Below are 16,384 nucleotides of genomic sequence, written 5' to 3'. Positions count from 1 at the left end.
TTACAGGTATATGAAACGCATCTTTCTATCCCTGACACTTGTTTTGTTAACAGTCATTGCTGTTGCCATTATACATAAAACTACTACTGAAGATAACATTGTAAGTTATACCGTGGATCCCAAAGTACAGGACCTCCGCTTTTACTGGAAGGATGATAAGGCACAATTCCTGGGAAGTATTCAACACCTGAAAGAACTGCTGGCGAAACAACACCGTAAGCTGGTATTTGCCACCAATGGAGGTATGTTTAAACCTGATCAGTCGCCGGTAGGGCTTTTTATCAGGGAGCAGGTTACAGAGACTCCCTTAGATACCTCATCAGGCAATGGTAACTTTTACCTGAAACCCAATGGTGTGCTATACATCACGAAAGAAGGGAAGGCCAACATATGTACCACTCCTGAATTTAAGTATAACAGGCAGATCTGGTATGCCACTCAGTCGGGACCTATGCTGCTTATCGACGGAGATATTCATCCTGCTTTTAAAAAAGGCTCCGTCAACGTAAATATCCGGAATGGGGTAGGCCTGTTGCCAGACGGCAGGCTGGTCTTTGCTATGTCGAAGTCGGACATCAATTTCTATGATTTTGCCGATTATTTCAAGCGCCTGGGATGTAAACAGGCCCTCTACCTGGATGGCTTTGTATCGAGAACATATCTTCCTGCGCAAAATTGGATACAGACTGATGGTAATTTCGGAGTCATTGTCGGAGTAAGTGAACCCGAATGAAACACAGCATATCGCCTGAGACCTCCGGTACCCGCCAGTGGCTCCATTTGCAGCCCTCACGTAAAAATGTGTATTTATTCCCTACTTTTGTATAAAATAAACCAAATGGTCTGAAATAGCTTTGTCATCAAATAATATAAACAATGGCAAAGACAATTTTTATTACCGGTGCGTCCCGCGGATTTGGTAAGTTATGGGCAGAAGCCTTCCTGAAAAGAGGAGACAAAGTAGTTGCTACGGCAAGAAATCTTGATACATTAAATGATCTTGTAAAACAATACGGCAACGCTGTTCTTCCGCTGGAACTGGACGTAAACAGCAGAGAAGCCAGCTTTGCGGCTGTGGCAAAAGCAAAGGCTCATTTTGGCAGGATTGACATATTGATCAACAATGCTGGTTATGGTTTATTCGGTGCAGTAGAAGAAACAAGTGAACAGGAAGCAAGGGCCCAGATGGAAACTAACTTTTTCGGCCTTCTCTGGTTGAGCCAGGCGGTACTGCCGGTGATGAGGGAACAGAAAAGTGGTCATATCATCCAGGTATCCAGTATTCTCGGACTGGTAACTTTACCTGTGCTTGGTTTGTATAATGCATCTAAATTTGCAGTAGAAGGATTGAGCGAAACATTAGCAACAGAGGTGAAACAATTCGGGATCAATGTGACCATGATAGAACCTAATGGCTATTCAACAGACTGGTCTGGTGCATCAGCTTCTCAGACCCAGGGACTGGAATTATATGGCCCGTTGAAACAGGCTTTTTCAGAAGGTACTACGCCTGACATGTGGGGTAAGCCCGAAGCAACCGTAGATGCTCTCCTGAAAGTGGTAGACAGTCCGAATCCTCCATTACGCGTATTGTTCGGTAAAGTAGCCTATAATCTTGTAAAAGAGGTATATGCACAGCGCCTGGCCAGCGTAGAGGAATGGAAAGAGGTTTCCGTGGCTGCTCATGGATTTTAATGAAATTAACGTAAAACATTACTTGCCGGAACTATGTACTACACATAGTTCCGGCTTAAAAACAGATCATATGACGCACTTCAGCAACCTGAGTGACATGCACCGTGCGAATGGGTTTCCTCCCCCCGAGAATCCGCAGTTCAGCATTTACCGCTGTGACAAAACCTGTACTATAGGTGACCGCGCTTTCACCAGCGACTTTTATATGATCGGATTCAAGAAACTGAAAGCAGGAGTATTCAGGTATGGAAAAACAGCATATGATCACCAGAACGGCTCCATGTCATTCGTCGGACCCAGGCAGATCATTCAAATGACCGGATTGGAATTTGAGGAGGAGGGGCTTCTGATGTTCATTCACGAAGACTTTATTAATGGACATGTGCTCCATTCAGAGATCAAAAAATACGGCTTCTTTGACTATGAAGTAGATGAGGCGCTCCACCTGTCTCCTAAAGAGGAAGATATTATCAAGGACCTGTACGGGAAGATTGAAATAGAATATCATAACAACGAGGATGAATACAGCCGGAATATCATACTCGCGCATATCAGTTCCATTCTGCAATATGCTCAGCGCTTTTACAAAAGGCAGTTCATTCACCGAACCACTATGGCCGGCAAGACGGTTTCCCGGTTCAATACTATTCTGACAGAGTACTTTGGTGGTAGACTGTTACAGGATAAAGGCCTGCCCTCCGTAAATTTCATGGCGGACCAGTTACATCTTTCTCCCCGTTATTTAAGCGACCTGCTGAAGCAGGAAACCGGTAAGACCGCTATAGAACTGATCCACATTTTCCTGATCTCGGAGGCGAAGAACCTCTTGAAATCAGCTGACCAGAGTGTGGCAGAAATAGCCTATAACCTGGGTTTCGAGAATCCTCCCTACTTCTCCCGTTTGTTTAAGAAAGAAGTAGGGATGAGTCCCAATAAGTTCAAGCAGCAGACTACCAGCATGTAGCTTATTTGCCGGAAACGAGGTACAGACCTGCTCCGTGGGCATTGATATCCGGAGTAAAAGTGCCGGAGAATTTGCCAAGTACCTTACCCGTCCAGAGATCGGTGATGGTGCAGGAAGACGGAAAGCCGTAAGATGACAGGTCAACACTAACCGGCATTTTCTGCTCCGTTCTGTTGAAAACCGCCAGGTATTTACCTGGTTTGTCAGTAGGTTCAGCTGTCCAGATGGCTTTGGTAGTATCGTTAAGAACAGGCTTATTGTTTTTGCTCTTATTCAGAACAGATAATACGTTCTTATTGGTGATCAGGGAAAGCGTGAATGGGTCGTTATCCGGTAGATTGCCACCAAACATCAGGGGCGATCTGAAAATGGACCAGAGTGTCATCAGGGTATACTGTTCATCCTTCGTGAAAGCTGTCATACGTGGATTTCCCACTTCTGCACGGATACCAATACGTCCCAGTGGCAACATATCCCCGTCAGGCCATGCACCTGGCGCACGCCATTGATTCCAGCGTTCAAACACTTCAAAATGCTCGTTCAAAGGTTTCCAGTTATCCCAGAAATCATTCACCGTACGCCACATATTAGCATGTTGCTGTACATGTGCTCCATTCGCAATCGGCGTTTCCCCGGGAGATGTACTTAACACGATCTTACGACCGGTACGGTTAATGGCCTTCCGGATCATCTCTATTTCTTCTGCGAAATAAATAGGAGCGGAGAGGTCATCCACTTTCACAAAATCAAGTCCCCAGGAGGCATATAGCTCGAAGATCGAATTGTAATATTCCTGTGACCCTTCTTTACCGGGAACGATGGTGTACATGTCATGCAGCCATTTACACTGGTCCTTTTCTGAGTAGATATCTTTGGCAGTCGCCTTACTTCCTTTAATAGGCAGTCCCTGTTTTACAGCAATCACCGGGATACCCCGCATAATATGGATACCGAATTTCAGTCCTTTACTGTGCAGATAATCGGCCAGCGGTTTGAATCCCTTTCCACCCGCAGCAGAAGGAAAGCGGGCCACAGAGGGTATAAAGCGACCGTATGCATCTATATTGTAGTCAGGATTGGTTTCATTATAACCGTGGGATTTGTCGTTGGTTACGTACCAGCGGATGTCTACAACAATATATTCCCAGCCGGACTTTTTCATGTAGCTGGACATATAATCCGCATTGGCTTTTACTTCAGTTTCTGTAACGGTAGGACCGTAACAATCCCAGCTGTTCCAGCCCATAGGAGGTGTGGCAGCCCAGGTGTGGAAATCCGTCTTTTGTTGTGCAAATGTACTGCTACCCAAAAGAGCAAAGGCAATGATAAGTAGTGAGTTTTTCATTGCTCCAAAGTAATAATAAAAAGTGTTAAAAAGACATTTAAATGATATTTTTTATAGACCCGGTCAGGGTTGTTGTCTATTCGATAGGAGGTAATTTATAATACCTGGAGTAAAACAGTCCATACGAAAGGAGTAATAACACACCGGCAGATTGCCATAAATAGCCATACATGATCAGCCAGAATAACACGATATATACTGCGAAAACTACCGGCAGGTAGACATTCATATTCAGCCCCAGCCAATACAATAAACTCCGGAAGAATAACATGACACTGATGGCATATGCCAGCAGGACGAATGTCATTGGAGAAGGAGCTGTAATAGCCAGGAAAACCATCTCCGGTAATAATAACAACACATAACGAAGCGCCATATACCCGAAATGCCTGTTACGGCTGTAAGGGAAGTTCCTTGAGAAGGCGAGTGTCATTACCTCAAAACGGTGCTCCTGGTAGATCAGGTAAAGGTGTCCGGCTACGGCGGTCAGTACCAGCAAACCAGCTACGCGGGTATCCTGCCGGTTACCGCTGAATAGGGAATAGGCACCACTGGCAAGACAGAACAAGGAGAATATTTTCGTCAGCAGGCCGCCCAGTTTTATCCTGTGAATGATGTGGTAAAGGAATAGACTAAAGAAAGGTTTCTTCCACCGTATTGGCAGTCGCAGGGTAATAGGCGCAGGCGTTCCGGCAGATAAGCGGTTAGCCAGCCATACATAGAGCGCTGCACTGACAGTGATGAGCAGGAAGAGATATAATATAGTAATAAACGGCAGGAGATACTGATGATAGACGATACCGAATATCACCGACAGCAGTCCGTAGACAGTAATAGGTAGTGTAATCACAAACTGCATCCACCACCAGCTGCGAAGTTGCCTGAATTTACTGAGCGCCGTGCTGCTATAGTACAGAAAGCCATTCTCTGGCACTGTCAATTGCCCCGTTACATATTGCCAGCTTTTCAGGGTATAGAGCAACCAGGCAAAGAAGATAGCAGTCATCGCTACCGGGTTACTGATAAGTGTCATCATTACGATCAGCTCGTACAACTGGAAGGTGTCGTGCGACATAGTGCCGGCGGGGGTGATAAAGATAGCATAGCTGATCACCACCACAAAGAAGAATAGCAGTGATCCCGCATTAGCTCTGTAAAAGCCCCGGGAGAATATTTTGGTCAGTACAATTGTGAGTGGAGAGATCATCCGGGAAGCCATTTTGCTGTTTTATCTGCTACATGAAGCGTACCACTGATAGCCAGGGTATTTTGTTCCAACGGCTGGTGTGAAGACAAGAGAAAGGAAGTCCCCTGCGTCTGCTGCCGTTCCTTTATCCAGTCGTACAGAATAGCCAGCGAAGCAATATCTAAGGTGATCAGTGGTTCGTCCAGCAGTATCAGGCGGGGAGTACCTATAAATGCCAGCAACAGGGACAGCTTTTTAAGCATGCCACTGGAATAGGCGCCTAAGGGCTGATCAAGATATGCCTGCATCTGCATGCTTTCCAGGTAGGCGTCTGCTTGTCCGGCAGGCGCCTGTTTGGCGGTCATGAACAAGGCCAGCATTTCCCTGCCGGTCAGGAACTCGGGAAAGACCGGTTCTGCTTCTGCGAAGTTGACCTGCCTGCGGTAGTCGACCGCCTGTTTTTTGATGCTGGTATTATTCAGCAGGATATCTCCCGAGAAATCAATAATACCGGCAATGGCTTTCAGTAATGTACTTTTCCCCGAACCATTGGCCCCTTTGATCCAGTAAATACCCGGCCCTATTTCAAGTTGTGGGATATGCAGGACGGGAGTATGGTTGTAAGACTTTTCGAAATCTGCCAGTTGCAGCATATATCGGGATTTCAGTTATAGCCTAAATATAATATGATCTATGTGCTGATAGTAATATACCCGGCCATAAACAGTCTTTTTAAGAAATTTTTAACCATATGGCGTACCCGTTTCATCCGTAAATATCCCATTTCGTCGGAATTCCATTCGGAATGATCAGCGCCTGTTGTTGATTTGTCCTATCAATCAATATTTAATGGAAACGATACATCACATCAATATCGCTATTCACGTCAGTGCCGGTATCCTGGCAATGTTATGCGGACTTGCTGCTGCTATCCTCAATAAACGGGTTAAAACACATCGTATACTGGGACGATATTTTATGTGGATGATGATCTTTGTGATCATCACAGGACTGGCCGGTGTATTTGTATTTAAACGCAATACCTTCCTGCTGGTCATTACCCTGCTCAGTGGATATAATTGTTTCAGCGGGATCAGAACGATGCGGCTAGCGGGGGAAAAACCGGTGTTTATTGATTACCTGGCACCGGTGATGGTGATGGCTGCAGCTGCTTACTACCTGTATTATGTATATGCGATGGGTTTGTATTGGGCGCCTGTGGTTATTTACTCCACCATCGGTTCATTGTTCCTGGTGACCATCTACGATCTGTGTCGGGTGATAATGCCGGCTAATGCACGCAAAAAGGCCATGTTGTACGAGCACGTTTATAAAATGCTGAGTGCTTTGAGTGCGCTGGCATCTGCCTTTACCGGTACTGTACTGCCACAGTTTAAGCCCTACAGCCAGTTCCTGCCGTCCATGGCCGGTTTGACCTGCATTATTGTTATCTTTATCAGGTTGGGCAACAGGTCCTTATTTTTCAAAAGCACGAAGGTGCTGCAAGCAGACTAACATGCGGCTGGTTATAAAAACTTTATTGATCTGCATCCTTATCGGATTGGCCTTTGGCAGCTATCTGTTCTTTACCTATGATCACCGGCCAATACGCATTATTGTGTCGCTGTTATCCAGCGTGAATATTGGCTCTCTGATGATGCTGGCCATCTATCACCGGCATTACTTCACCAATATAAGCGCTTACCAGGCCGTAAAGGTGATGATCATGATTGTGTTGCTGGTGGCTGCAGCGTTGCTGGGCTCCGAACTGACTTTCCTGATGAGGGCATTGCTGACAGGAGAACGGTATATAGCCTTTGATGGGGGCAGCATTTATATACTCAACATCCTTGTGGTAATGGTAACGGCGATGCCGCTGTATGTGAGTGAGGAATGGAAAAGTATGTTAAATGCCCGGATCCTGCATCAGCAATACCGGGTATTGCAATTAGAACAACAGCAAACTGCTTTTGAATTGGAGCTGCTGCGGGCAAAGATCAATCCGCATTTCCTGTACAACATGCATAATACCATTGCAGGCCTTATATCCAAAGACCCGCAGAAAGCGGAAGAACTGGTACTGTTGCTGTCACGTTTTTTCAGGTTTACACTGAATAAGGACAGCGCTACTTTTCATACCGTGCAGGATGAACTGGAGATCATCACTACTTACCTGCATATGCAGCAGATCCGCTATGAAAGCAGGATGAGTTATCATATAACGGCTGATCCTGCCACATTACATCTGCAGATACCTTCGTTCATATTACAACCGCTGGTGGAGAATGCAGTTAAACATGGTATAGAGACCAGTGCTACCGGTGGTGTTATCGATGTAAGTATCTTAATTGAAGGAACGCAGTTGCTGATACGCATTGCTGATTCAGGACCGGCATTCCCGGATACACCGGGTTCGGGTATGGGATTGCAGATGGTGATGAATAAGTTAAGGCTGCTGTATGCAGACGATTTTAAAATAGAACTGAATAATACGCCTGAAAAATATGTCCGGATCACTATTCCAGGAAGCAATCACCACCCTGTTAGTGGACGATGAGGAAATGGCCATACATCGCCTGAAAAAATCTTTGTCTGCCTACCCGCAGATTAAGATAATCGGAACCGTTGGCGATGGCCCTTCTGCTGTAGCTTTTATTAATCAGCACCGGCCCGACCTGGTATTCCTGGATATACAGATACCGGCATTTAATGGCTTTGAAGTGCTCAATCAGCTTGAACATACGCCCCTGATCGTTTTTGTAACGGCTTATGAAGAATATGCTATCAGGGCCTTTGAGAAAAACTCACTGGACTATCTCCTGAAACCGGTAGAAGATGAACGGCTGGCGCTCACGATCAAAAGGATCAGTGAGCGGAGAGAGGGGGAGGGGAATATGCTGGAGAAGATCCGGAAGCTAATCAGCGAACGGGAAGTGAAAGATGTGATCAGCACCATACCCGTAAAGAAGGGAGATAAGATCCAGCTGGTGCATGTAGGAGATATCGTTTTCTTTGAAGCGAAGGAAAAGTATGTCAGTGTTCACACCCGGGATGAAGAGAAGTTGATAGAATACTCCCTGAGCTATCTTGAAGACCGTCTGCCACCTGAATTCCTGCGGGTACACAGAAGTTTTATTGTCAATAAACTAAATATCAGGGAGATCCAGAAATACTTTAAAGGCACCTATATACTGGTGATGAATGATGCGAAGGGTTCCAAAATAAAGAGCGCCTATTCCTACCTCGATACTATCAAAACAAAATTACTGCTGCCCTGATCCCTTTAAAAAGAAGGGCCCCGTGTTCATTGAACACAAGGCCTTCTGCAGAAAATACGCTTGCCCGTATTTATGATATCTTAAAGATCATTCACTAAGACCTTCCATCAAACCATTCCGGAGATCGAGGATGTACTGGCTGAATGTAGCAGACGTACCAGATTCCGGGGTCTGTACAGCGCAATTATTCTTTATAAAGTTTTTTATATCCGCCATCTGCCAGATAGCGCCGCCGGTCATCTGAGGATAGTCTTTTTTGAACCTGATCATTTCAGCTTTGATTTCTGCCGGTGTTTTACTGTTGTGTACAGGATTGCAGGTACTGAATGCACCACGGCAAAGGAAGATAGGATATACCGGAAGGGTAGTTTCCAGTTTCTCCTTCCAGACACCGGGCACATTGAACCTGCCACCATCATAACATTGCAGGTAGATCGCGTCTATCAGGCCCGGTTGAGAGCGACAGATGATATCTTTCCAGTAGTTTACTTTCTTAAAAGGGCAGAGTGTCATATGCAGGTTGAGATGAGCTGCCAGCTCTCCCAGTTTGGCAATGGATTCACTGTTGTAAACGGATTCGTCGTCAATACAGATAGCATCCACACCGATATCTTCCTTCATTATTTTGATGATCTTATAAAGGGTGCTGTTAGAACCGATCCCAGTTACAATACCCGAAACTGTCTTGCTGGAATCATACCAGTCCTGAATGTAGTCGTAGGTATTAGGCGGCTGATTATACCATCTGCCTTCCAGCAGGATCTCAATACGTTTTACTGAGGAAGATGCCTGTTTCAGCGAAGCGACATATTTAAGCCACTCTCTGCTGCCAACATACTGGCCATCATGTATGATAGGATTCTTATGATCATCGCCGGAATAGACATCCCCATTGGCGTGGATGTAGAAGCTGGAGAGGATCACGGTGTTGAAACCGGAGTTCCTTAAATTCTCATAAGTGCTGTCGTCTCCGGGATACATACCACGTCCGAACATAGTAAGACTCGTGTCGGGAGGAGAGGCGGGTAATGGTCCGCTTACAGATGCGAAGGTCCCCTTCTCTGGCTGAGCAGCAAATACCGGTGTAAGGAAACCGGCAGCCAGGAAAAGCGATAGAAACAATGTCTTCATAGTATAGCCTTTATTGTTGGTGGTTTCCAAAATAGTAAACTTGTCATTGCTTAAATAGTTACGCTTTATGAACGGTCGTCATGGGATAATTGTTGGAAAAATAAGCGGGCAAAAGGTAACTTTATGGAAAGTAAAAACTATGGACGCACAGGATATGCCGTATCAGCCAATTGATTGCAACTACTATGACCGACTGGAGGCCTGGGCAACCATGCGTACCATCTGCAGGATCCTATTCAGGGATGAAAAAGGCAATGAGCAGGATGTTACCGCCCGTATTATAGATGTATATGCCCTGAATAAAGTGGAATATATGAGGATGGATAATGGGCTGGTGATCAGACTAGACAGCCTTATATCTGTCAATAATATCCCTTTACCGGACCATTGTTAAGATTGTAGTCCGGCGCATTGCGCTCACCCGGCCAGGGCAATTGCTTAAAGGTTATTTGATGGCTAATGCCTCAACACTGGTTTTCTTCAGCTTTTCATAATCGGCATTGTTGACGGTTTTAAACGAGGCGTATGCCCTGCCATTCCATCTCCAGACGGGAAACTCCATACCTGGCCCTCCTATGAGCAGGTCAGGATATCCCTTATTGACCGTGGCAAGTACATCAGGAGCAAGTCCGGGGAAGCCCAGGTTATCCACGTAAGTGCCGGCGGCATTTTTAATGAACAGTGAAATGCTGGAGCCGGTATTGCCTGATGTATAGGAGTTCCCAAACCATACAAAGATCTCCTGTTTACCGTCTTTGTTCAGGTCAGTTGGATAAACAACAGCGTTGAACGGATAATCCCTGCTCTCCTTATCCTGGGCAAAAGGAAGATCTTTATTGCCCGTGAGAACAAAGCCAAGCTTAGCAGCGATCTGATTTTTTTCTGCCGTTGTTAAGTTCGTGTTAGCATATCTGAACAGGAAAGCGGCCACCTCACCAGGGGCATTTTTTTGCTGGCCATACGACAGCGTGGCGCACAGTAATGCGGCCGTTGGCAATAGGTACTTTTTCATTGTTCGGCATTTAGTTGGTTATGATGGAATAAAGGTAATAACTATTTACCTGTGAGCTGGTTAACTGATTGTTATTCAATGCTATTATGGTGTTGATATTTCCTTTTTATAAAAGCGCTTTCAGCTGTTGGAGTGAATCGCGGGATGTAATAAATTGCAAGTGGGATACACTGATGTTAAACCCTCTTTAATATGGAAATCAGCAACAACGTAACCGGATTACTTGAACAGTTTAACCATACTATTCAGCAATGGATAAATCAACTTGATAACTACTCTATTGAAATGCTTTGTCAAAGGCCGCAGGCCGATGCATGGTCGCTGGGCCAGGTGTATATCCACATTATAGAGGATACTACATTCTACCTGGAGCAGATGAAGGTGGCGCTGGCGTCAAAAAACCGTTACGCTGAAAGGAGTATGCGCTCACTGGCCAGGACCATGTTTGAGAACAATGAGTTTCCCGATATGGCGTTGGAGAATCCTTTTAACGATATCGATCTGCGACCACCACAAAGCAAGGATGAAGTGTTACAGGGATTAACATCCATTAAGGAGGAAGTGAACCAATTGTTCAGGCACATTGATCTTTCATCAGCAAAGGGAAAAACAGAACATCCCGGATTTGCTTTTTTTGATGCTTTTGAATGGTTGCAGTTTGCAGAGATGCATATGAGGCATCACCTGCGGCAAAAGAGAAGGATTGATGAAAAACTTTTTCCCTATCTGCTCGATGACAGAGGCAAGTTTACAGCCTGATGGTTCAATGGCTGACCAGCAGCTGAAAGCCGGCCAGCCGGGATAAGCAGCTTTCCTGCCTGTGCCTCCCCAATAGTGGGGACGTATTATGCTACAGCATGGCAACGGTAAAATTTCAGATTTGTTATTGATACGGTTCGGGAAAAATTGTTTAAGTTACGCGCCGATTTTAAAAATATTCCTATGCATCTTCGACTCAGACATCTCCTGCTCCTGTTTATCTGCTTACCGGCTTTGGCGCAGAAACCAGTGGACAACCTTCATTTTACAAGCAGCAAACAACAGAAGATTGCTGTGTACAAGGGTACGATCATCGTGAATGGCAATAAAACCTTCAAATTTGCTTCTGATGATATCGTTTACAAGAGCAAACGTAACCGTCTTGTAGAAGATGGTGGCAACGTGTTCCTGTTTTTGGAAGTAGCCGATAATTCTGATAAGAACAAGCTGTATGTATTCGCTATCAACAATTCAATAGCTGATTCAATTCTGACAGCCGTGGCTTCCGATATTAAAGACTGGGACCATGATGAATTGCTGGAGTTTGGAGGAAGTGAGTTGACAGAAGCACATCCGTCGCCAGATTCAATGTATTATATCCCATCTAAATTTTATGAGATTAAGAAGGGACGTATAGAGTTTGATGCTGCGTATACGGAGAAGATCGATAAAAAAGTAAATGGCGTTTATCTGCCACAGCCGCTGGATAAAAGCGGCAACTGTTGCAAGGTAATTCCTAAGCCTAAAGGCCGTCCCTGATAGCCGTGTGGTGTAATGAATAAAAGAGCCAGTATTAATTTGAAGTGCGCCCCAAAAGTCAGACGCTTTTGGGGACACTTCAAATTTGATACTGGCTTTTTTTTAGTCGCGTACCTGATGGATCAGGTCATTTTTACGCGCTTATAAGCATGTTCGATCTATTTTTCCTACATCCCATTTTCCTGTTATTTAGTAACGATCTCAATCTTTCCGCCATTCCGGAAAAGATCATGCGGTACGAAGTACCCTTTCTGTTCTTTTCCATTCACCTTTATAGCGGTGAGGGCTCTTCCTTTACCCTTTTTCGTCAACGTCAGCCGCTTGCCAGTGCTGGTTTTCCAGGTTACTTCATCGAAAAGCGGAACGGTGACAAGGTATTCAGGATCAGTAGCTGAGAAGGTATATAATCCGGAGGAACTGAATACATACCATGCTGACATCTCACCTGCATCGTCCATGCCGCAGAGGGCAATGCCATCGTCTCCGATGCCGTACAGGCTATTCAGAATGGTATCAATCATTTTCTGTGATTTTTCCGGTTTGCCGATGAAGTAGTAAGCAAAAGGTGCTTCATGGTCCGGCTGATTTCCATGGCAGTACTGGCCTATCATGGTTTCTACGTTCCTGGCAATATAATGCGGGTTCCAGGGCACGGTAAACAGGGAATCCAGTTTGGATTCGAAGCCTTTTGGTCCGCCATACAGATCGATCAGTCCTTTCATATCATGCGGTGCAAAGAAGGATACCTGCCACGCATTGGCTTCCCTGTACATGTATTCGTAGTAGGGATACTGCGGATTGAAATTTTTGATCCAGGATCCATCTGCTAATCTTCCTCTCATGAATCTTGTGCCCGGATCAAACATATTCCGGTAGTTTTTTGACCGTGCCATCAGTGTCCTGTAGTTGGCAGTATCCCCCAGTTTTTTTGCGATCTGGGCCAGGGAATAATCATCGTATGAGTATTCCAGTGTTTTGGATACGCCTGCTGCAGCTTTTGTTTCCACGTGCGGATCCGCAATATCCGGATCGGAGATATACCCTTTTTCTATGTACTCTTTCAGATGCGGACGTGCGCCCTCTACATTGGCATTCCTCAGCAGTATTTCGTAAGTACCTTTTACATCAAAATTGTCAATTCCCCTGAGATAAGCACCTGCAATGGAAGACGCGCCATGATCACCGTGGAAGAAGGTAGGGATGAATCCTGTTTTATCACCCACTTCTTTCATAGATTTAACTACGTCGAGTGTCACCTGTGGAGTGACCAGGCCCAGGAGCACATCTTTATTCCGGTAGGTATCCCACAGGGATGGCTCAGTATAATAGTTGAAATTACCCTTTACTACCTTGCCTTTGGCATCCGTAAATTCTCCGTTTACATCGCTGCGTAAGGCTGGCCAGAGGAAAGACCTGTACAGGCAGGAATAGAACATCCTTCTTTGTTTTTCTGTGCCGCCTTTTACCTGTATGGTTGATAACAAAGTTTCCCATTTGCGGTTAGCTTCATTACGGATGTCGGCGAAAGACTTATTGCCGATCTCCTGTTCAAGGTTTTGCTTCGCGTTCTCCGTACTTACAAACGATATCCCTATTTTCAATTCAACAGGCCCTTTACTGCCATCAGCCAAATGCACAATAGCATAGCCGTTGCGCTGGCCTTCTGCTGTCTTGTCCAGTTTTTCGATATTCGTATTCAGCACAGCATAGAAGTAGATATTCCCACCTGCCCGCTGATAACCCTGTAAAGCAGATTTACCCACCTGTTCAATATGCCAGTCGGAGATCCTGTTGTTGGCTTTAGCGAGGTCAAACAATATCTGTCTTCCTGTATTGTTTTTGTAACTATACTGATGATATCCGCATCTGAGCGTAGAGGTTAGATTGACATTCACGTCGTAATCGTCCAGGTAGACCTGGTAAAAGCCGGGAGAAGCACTCTCTTTTTTGTGGGAGAACCTGGAACCGAATTTCTCGCCCGGATGGGAAAGTGGCAGAATAGGAATGTTGCAGAGATTCCAGTGGCCTTTATTGGTATGTGTAAAGCCCAGGATGACGGTGTCCTCGTATTCATATCCGGCACCGGACCCGTATTCTGTCATCGGACTTAACTGTACCATTGCATTCGGTAGAGAGCTGCCCGGAAATGTAAGCCCTGCCCATGAACGCCAGCCTTCCGGTAACTGGTATCCCAGGATCTTAGGATCAGTAAGTGGTGCTGTGCCCACGAAAGTATTGACATATTTCGTGTAGCTGGTAGATGACTGAGCTTTACCTGACGTGGCAGCAAATAGCATGGCAAGCCCAAGCATGAAAGGACCTGCGGTGGAATTCCTCATATTTCGAAAAGTTTATTGACCTGAGTAAGGCTATAATTGCCTATTGGGGGTTAAATATAGAAATCAGGGGGACTATAACAAAGCGTGTGTCAGAAAAAAGTGATGAACTTATCCTGACACACGCTTAAATATAACAAGGATTTGATGCGTTAGACGCGGACTACGGCAATGCAGGCAGCCAGTAGAGTAATGACGATTAGTGCATAGTAAGCCTGTTTTGTATAGACTTTTCCTCCAAAACGGGCATTGATAACGGTCACCAATGCAAACAGTCCTGTTTTAGGAACAACTTTATAGTAATTCACATGCGGATATTTGAGTGCTACCATCACGATGCCGGTAATCAGCAGGATAATGCCCAGGATCATGCCGGAAGCATTCCGTACACGGGTGTCATAATCCTTCCATTGTGCCAGGAGTACGCATAAATAAACAGCAAAACAGAGAAAATGGATCAGGAGTATTGTATTAAAGAGCAACATGTGCGACAAATTTAGGTGCGGTGAAGAGATAATAACATCCGAGTACCAGGCCCAGTACTATGGCGGTTAAATGAGGATACAGGTGTGAAGTGAGATGACCAGGGGCGTTCAGTACGATCAGGAAATCGGCCACCGGCACAAGCGAGGCTGTCAGCAACAGGATACCCAGGCCCCGTTGAGTATGTGTCAGCAGCATAGCCAGTATGGCAATCCCGACGGCGAGATCCCGTATTCCTTTGATATAGTGAAAGGAAAAATCGTTGGTAACGGTTTGTATACCAAAAGCCTGTTCGGCCACATTAGGCGAAAGGAGAAAGCGGGCGCCGATGAATACAAGCAGTGCACCGGTGATGAAGGTGAGCACATAAGCAATTACAGCACTTGTTTTTTTCATTTTTGATACATTTTTGAGTTGATGTATCAAAGGTAGAATCGCCGTCAGACCTGTTCGTTCACCCAGGTTAATAAATTACAGGGCGAGCCTTTTTCTTATGCGGCTCAGTGAAGGAGGCTTGACACCGACAAAAGAGGATATATAATACTGGGGTATACGCTGTTGCAGATCAGGGTAGCTATTTACAAAATTGATATAGCGTTGTTCGGGATCATCGTTGTACATGGATCTTAACTGACTGATTGCCTGGAGGTAAATGTATTCGCAGGCAAGACGGCCAAATTTCTGTCCCTCTCTGACTTCTTCATATATCCTTTGCAGGTTATCATAGGGTATCACCAGTATTTCGCTGGGTTCCAGACACTGGATAGCTGTCTGGGATATAGAATGGTCGAGGAAGCTCTGATAATTACAGGTGAATTCGTTTTCCCTGCCAAAGTGCCCGGTGATCTCCTCACCATCGTCTTTGGTGTGGTAGTACCGGATCAATCCCTTTTCAATAAAGCCCACTTCACGGCAAACCTGGCCTTCGCGTAGCAGATGGTCGCCTTTTGCAAAGGTTTTAGGAATGACCAGGGAGGATATAAATTCCTTTTCCGTATCGTCGAGACGGATGAAATATTCGATGGCTGAGATCAGGCTTGCGTACATGGGGGTAAGATAAGAAAAAAGGGCAGAAATGGGTACCAAGTCACACATCAAAGGCATGTCAAAGGCATGGTAAAGACATGGTAAAAGCGTATTGCCAATGAGGCATTATTCGCGTCAATAGACCCCGGCAGGGGGGGCGTTGTTTGTAGCCTGGGGCGCAACCCCGGGGCAACGAATGGTGTAACCCGGGGCAACGAATGGTGTAACCCGCGGCAACGAATGGTGCAACCTCGCGGCACCGGAATGGTGTACCCCCGGTAACGGAATGTGACGTCCACCATAACGATGGAATGACCCAAAACAAACCGGTATCATTCGCGTCAATAGACCCCGGCAGGGGTCTCGTTGTTTGTAGCGCGGGGTGCAACCCCGGGAAAACGGAATGGGGC

Annotated in this window: 18 protein-coding genes; 9 read left to right on the top strand and 9 right to left on the bottom strand. The window is 45.6% G+C overall.

Translation table 11 applies throughout. The features are described 5' to 3' along the window. Positions 1-10 precede the first annotated feature (10 nt). From BLR32_RS31595 to BLR32_RS31585, 3 genes are all read left to right on the top strand, one after another. Entirely contained in the window at positions 11-733 is a 723-nt protein-coding gene (locus tag BLR32_RS31595; protein WP_089838279.1) for a phosphodiester glycosidase family protein, read from the top strand. Between the two features lie 143 nt (positions 734-876). Further along, complete coding sequence (locus BLR32_RS31590) at positions 877-1,695, top strand: SDR family NAD(P)-dependent oxidoreductase (protein WP_089838277.1); 819 nt, start codon at positions 877-879, stop codon at positions 1,693-1,695. Positions 1,696-1,765: 70 nt separating this feature from the next. After that, positions 1,766-2,659, top strand: coding sequence for a helix-turn-helix domain-containing protein (locus tag BLR32_RS31585; protein WP_089838465.1), 894 nt, complete (start codon positions 1,766-1,768; stop codon positions 2,657-2,659). 1 nt (position 2,660) lies between these two features. Here BLR32_RS31585 and BLR32_RS31580 read toward each other — a convergent pair whose 3' ends face one another. The 3 genes from BLR32_RS31580 to BLR32_RS31570 all read right to left on the bottom strand — a co-directional run bounded on the left by BLR32_RS31580 (position 2,661) and on the right by BLR32_RS31570 (position 5,843). Next, the gene (locus tag BLR32_RS31580; RefSeq protein ID WP_089838275.1) at positions 2,661-4,004 is read right to left on the bottom strand and encodes a glycoside hydrolase family 27 protein; all 1,344 of its coding nucleotides are present in this window, start codon (positions 4,002-4,004) and stop codon (positions 2,661-2,663) included. 76 nt (positions 4,005-4,080) lie between these two features. Continuing rightward, a complete protein-coding gene (locus BLR32_RS31575) occupies positions 4,081-5,211 on the bottom strand; it encodes a hypothetical protein (protein WP_089838273.1) in 1,131 nt (376 codons plus the stop codon). Continuing rightward, positions 5,208-5,843 carry an ABC transporter ATP-binding protein gene (locus BLR32_RS31570; protein WP_089838271.1) on the bottom strand — a complete coding sequence of 212 codons (636 nt, stop codon included), beginning with the start codon at positions 5,841-5,843 and terminating at the stop codon, positions 5,208-5,210. The genes BLR32_RS31575 and BLR32_RS31570 overlap by 4 nt, the downstream gene beginning before the upstream one ends. Positions 5,844-6,039: 196 nt before the next feature. Between BLR32_RS31570 and BLR32_RS31565 the strand changes: the two genes are divergently transcribed. Genes BLR32_RS31565 through BLR32_RS31555 form a run of 3 tightly spaced genes read left to right on the top strand, consistent with a single transcriptional unit; the run spans position 6,040 to position 8,468 of the window. After that, positions 6,040-6,705, top strand: a complete 666-nt coding sequence (locus BLR32_RS31565; RefSeq protein WP_089838269.1) for a DUF2306 domain-containing protein — start codon at positions 6,040-6,042, stop codon at positions 6,703-6,705. Between the two features lies 1 nt (position 6,706). Continuing rightward, on the top strand, positions 6,707-7,747 hold the full coding sequence (locus tag BLR32_RS31560; protein WP_089838267.1) for a sensor histidine kinase: 1,041 nt from the start codon (positions 6,707-6,709) through the stop codon (positions 7,745-7,747). Further along, the gene (locus BLR32_RS31555) at positions 7,695-8,468 is read left to right on the top strand and encodes a LytR/AlgR family response regulator transcription factor (RefSeq protein ID WP_089838265.1); all 774 of its coding nucleotides are present in this window, start codon (positions 7,695-7,697) and stop codon (positions 8,466-8,468) included. Before BLR32_RS31560 ends, BLR32_RS31555 begins: the two co-directional genes overlap by 53 nt. A gap of 87 nt (positions 8,469-8,555) precedes the next feature. On the opposite strand, the gene BLR32_RS31550 is transcribed toward BLR32_RS31555, so the two are convergent. Next, complete coding sequence (locus BLR32_RS31550) at positions 8,556-9,599, bottom strand: hypothetical protein (RefSeq protein WP_143011662.1); 1,044 nt, start codon at positions 9,597-9,599, stop codon at positions 8,556-8,558. Between the two features lie 67 nt (positions 9,600-9,666). Here BLR32_RS31550 and BLR32_RS31545 point away from each other — a divergent pair, with 67 nt between their 5' ends. Continuing rightward, complete coding sequence (locus BLR32_RS31545; protein ID WP_245705572.1) at positions 9,667-9,993, top strand: hypothetical protein; 327 nt, start codon at positions 9,667-9,669, stop codon at positions 9,991-9,993. A gap of 51 nt (positions 9,994-10,044) precedes the next feature. On the opposite strand, the gene BLR32_RS31540 is transcribed toward BLR32_RS31545, so the two are convergent. Continuing rightward, the gene (locus tag BLR32_RS31540) at positions 10,045-10,611 is read right to left on the bottom strand and encodes a hypothetical protein (RefSeq protein ID WP_089838261.1); all 567 of its coding nucleotides are present in this window, start codon (positions 10,609-10,611) and stop codon (positions 10,045-10,047) included. A 192-nt stretch (positions 10,612-10,803) separates the two neighbouring features. Here BLR32_RS31540 and BLR32_RS31535 point away from each other — a divergent pair, with 192 nt between their 5' ends. Then, a complete protein-coding gene (locus BLR32_RS31535) occupies positions 10,804-11,370 on the top strand; it encodes a DinB family protein (protein WP_089838259.1) in 567 nt (188 codons plus the stop codon). Positions 11,371-11,553: 183 nt separating this feature from the next. Continuing rightward, positions 11,554-12,129 (top strand): hypothetical protein, encoded by a 576-nt coding sequence (locus BLR32_RS31530; RefSeq protein ID WP_089838257.1) that lies wholly within the window; start codon positions 11,554-11,556, stop codon positions 12,127-12,129. A 185-nt stretch (positions 12,130-12,314) separates the two neighbouring features. On the opposite strand, the gene BLR32_RS31525 is transcribed toward BLR32_RS31530, so the two are convergent. From BLR32_RS31525 to BLR32_RS31510, 4 genes are all read right to left on the bottom strand, one after another. Then, the gene (locus tag BLR32_RS31525) at positions 12,315-14,468 is read right to left on the bottom strand and encodes a GH92 family glycosyl hydrolase (RefSeq protein WP_245705571.1); all 2,154 of its coding nucleotides are present in this window, start codon (positions 14,466-14,468) and stop codon (positions 12,315-12,317) included. A 149-nt stretch (positions 14,469-14,617) separates the two neighbouring features. Then, on the bottom strand, positions 14,618-14,950 hold the full coding sequence (locus BLR32_RS31520) for a hypothetical protein (protein WP_089838254.1): 333 nt from the start codon (positions 14,948-14,950) through the stop codon (positions 14,618-14,620). After that, positions 14,937-15,344 carry a DUF4267 domain-containing protein gene (locus BLR32_RS31515; RefSeq protein WP_089838253.1) on the bottom strand — a complete coding sequence of 136 codons (408 nt, stop codon included), beginning with the start codon at positions 15,342-15,344 and terminating at the stop codon, positions 14,937-14,939. Before BLR32_RS31515 ends, BLR32_RS31520 begins: the two co-directional genes overlap by 14 nt. A gap of 75 nt (positions 15,345-15,419) precedes the next feature. Further along, positions 15,420-15,995: a Crp/Fnr family transcriptional regulator gene (locus BLR32_RS31510; RefSeq protein ID WP_089838251.1), complete on the bottom strand. Its 576-nt coding sequence runs from the start codon at positions 15,993-15,995 to the stop codon at positions 15,420-15,422. Positions 15,996-16,384 lie beyond the last annotated feature (389 nt).

Source organism: Chitinophaga filiformis (assembly GCF_900102545.1).
GTDB classification, from domain to species: Bacteria; Bacteroidota; Bacteroidia; order Chitinophagales; family Chitinophagaceae; genus Chitinophaga; species Chitinophaga filiformis.
Note: the sequence above shows the minus strand (reverse complement) of the source record. Positions and strands in the feature narration are given on the sequence as shown.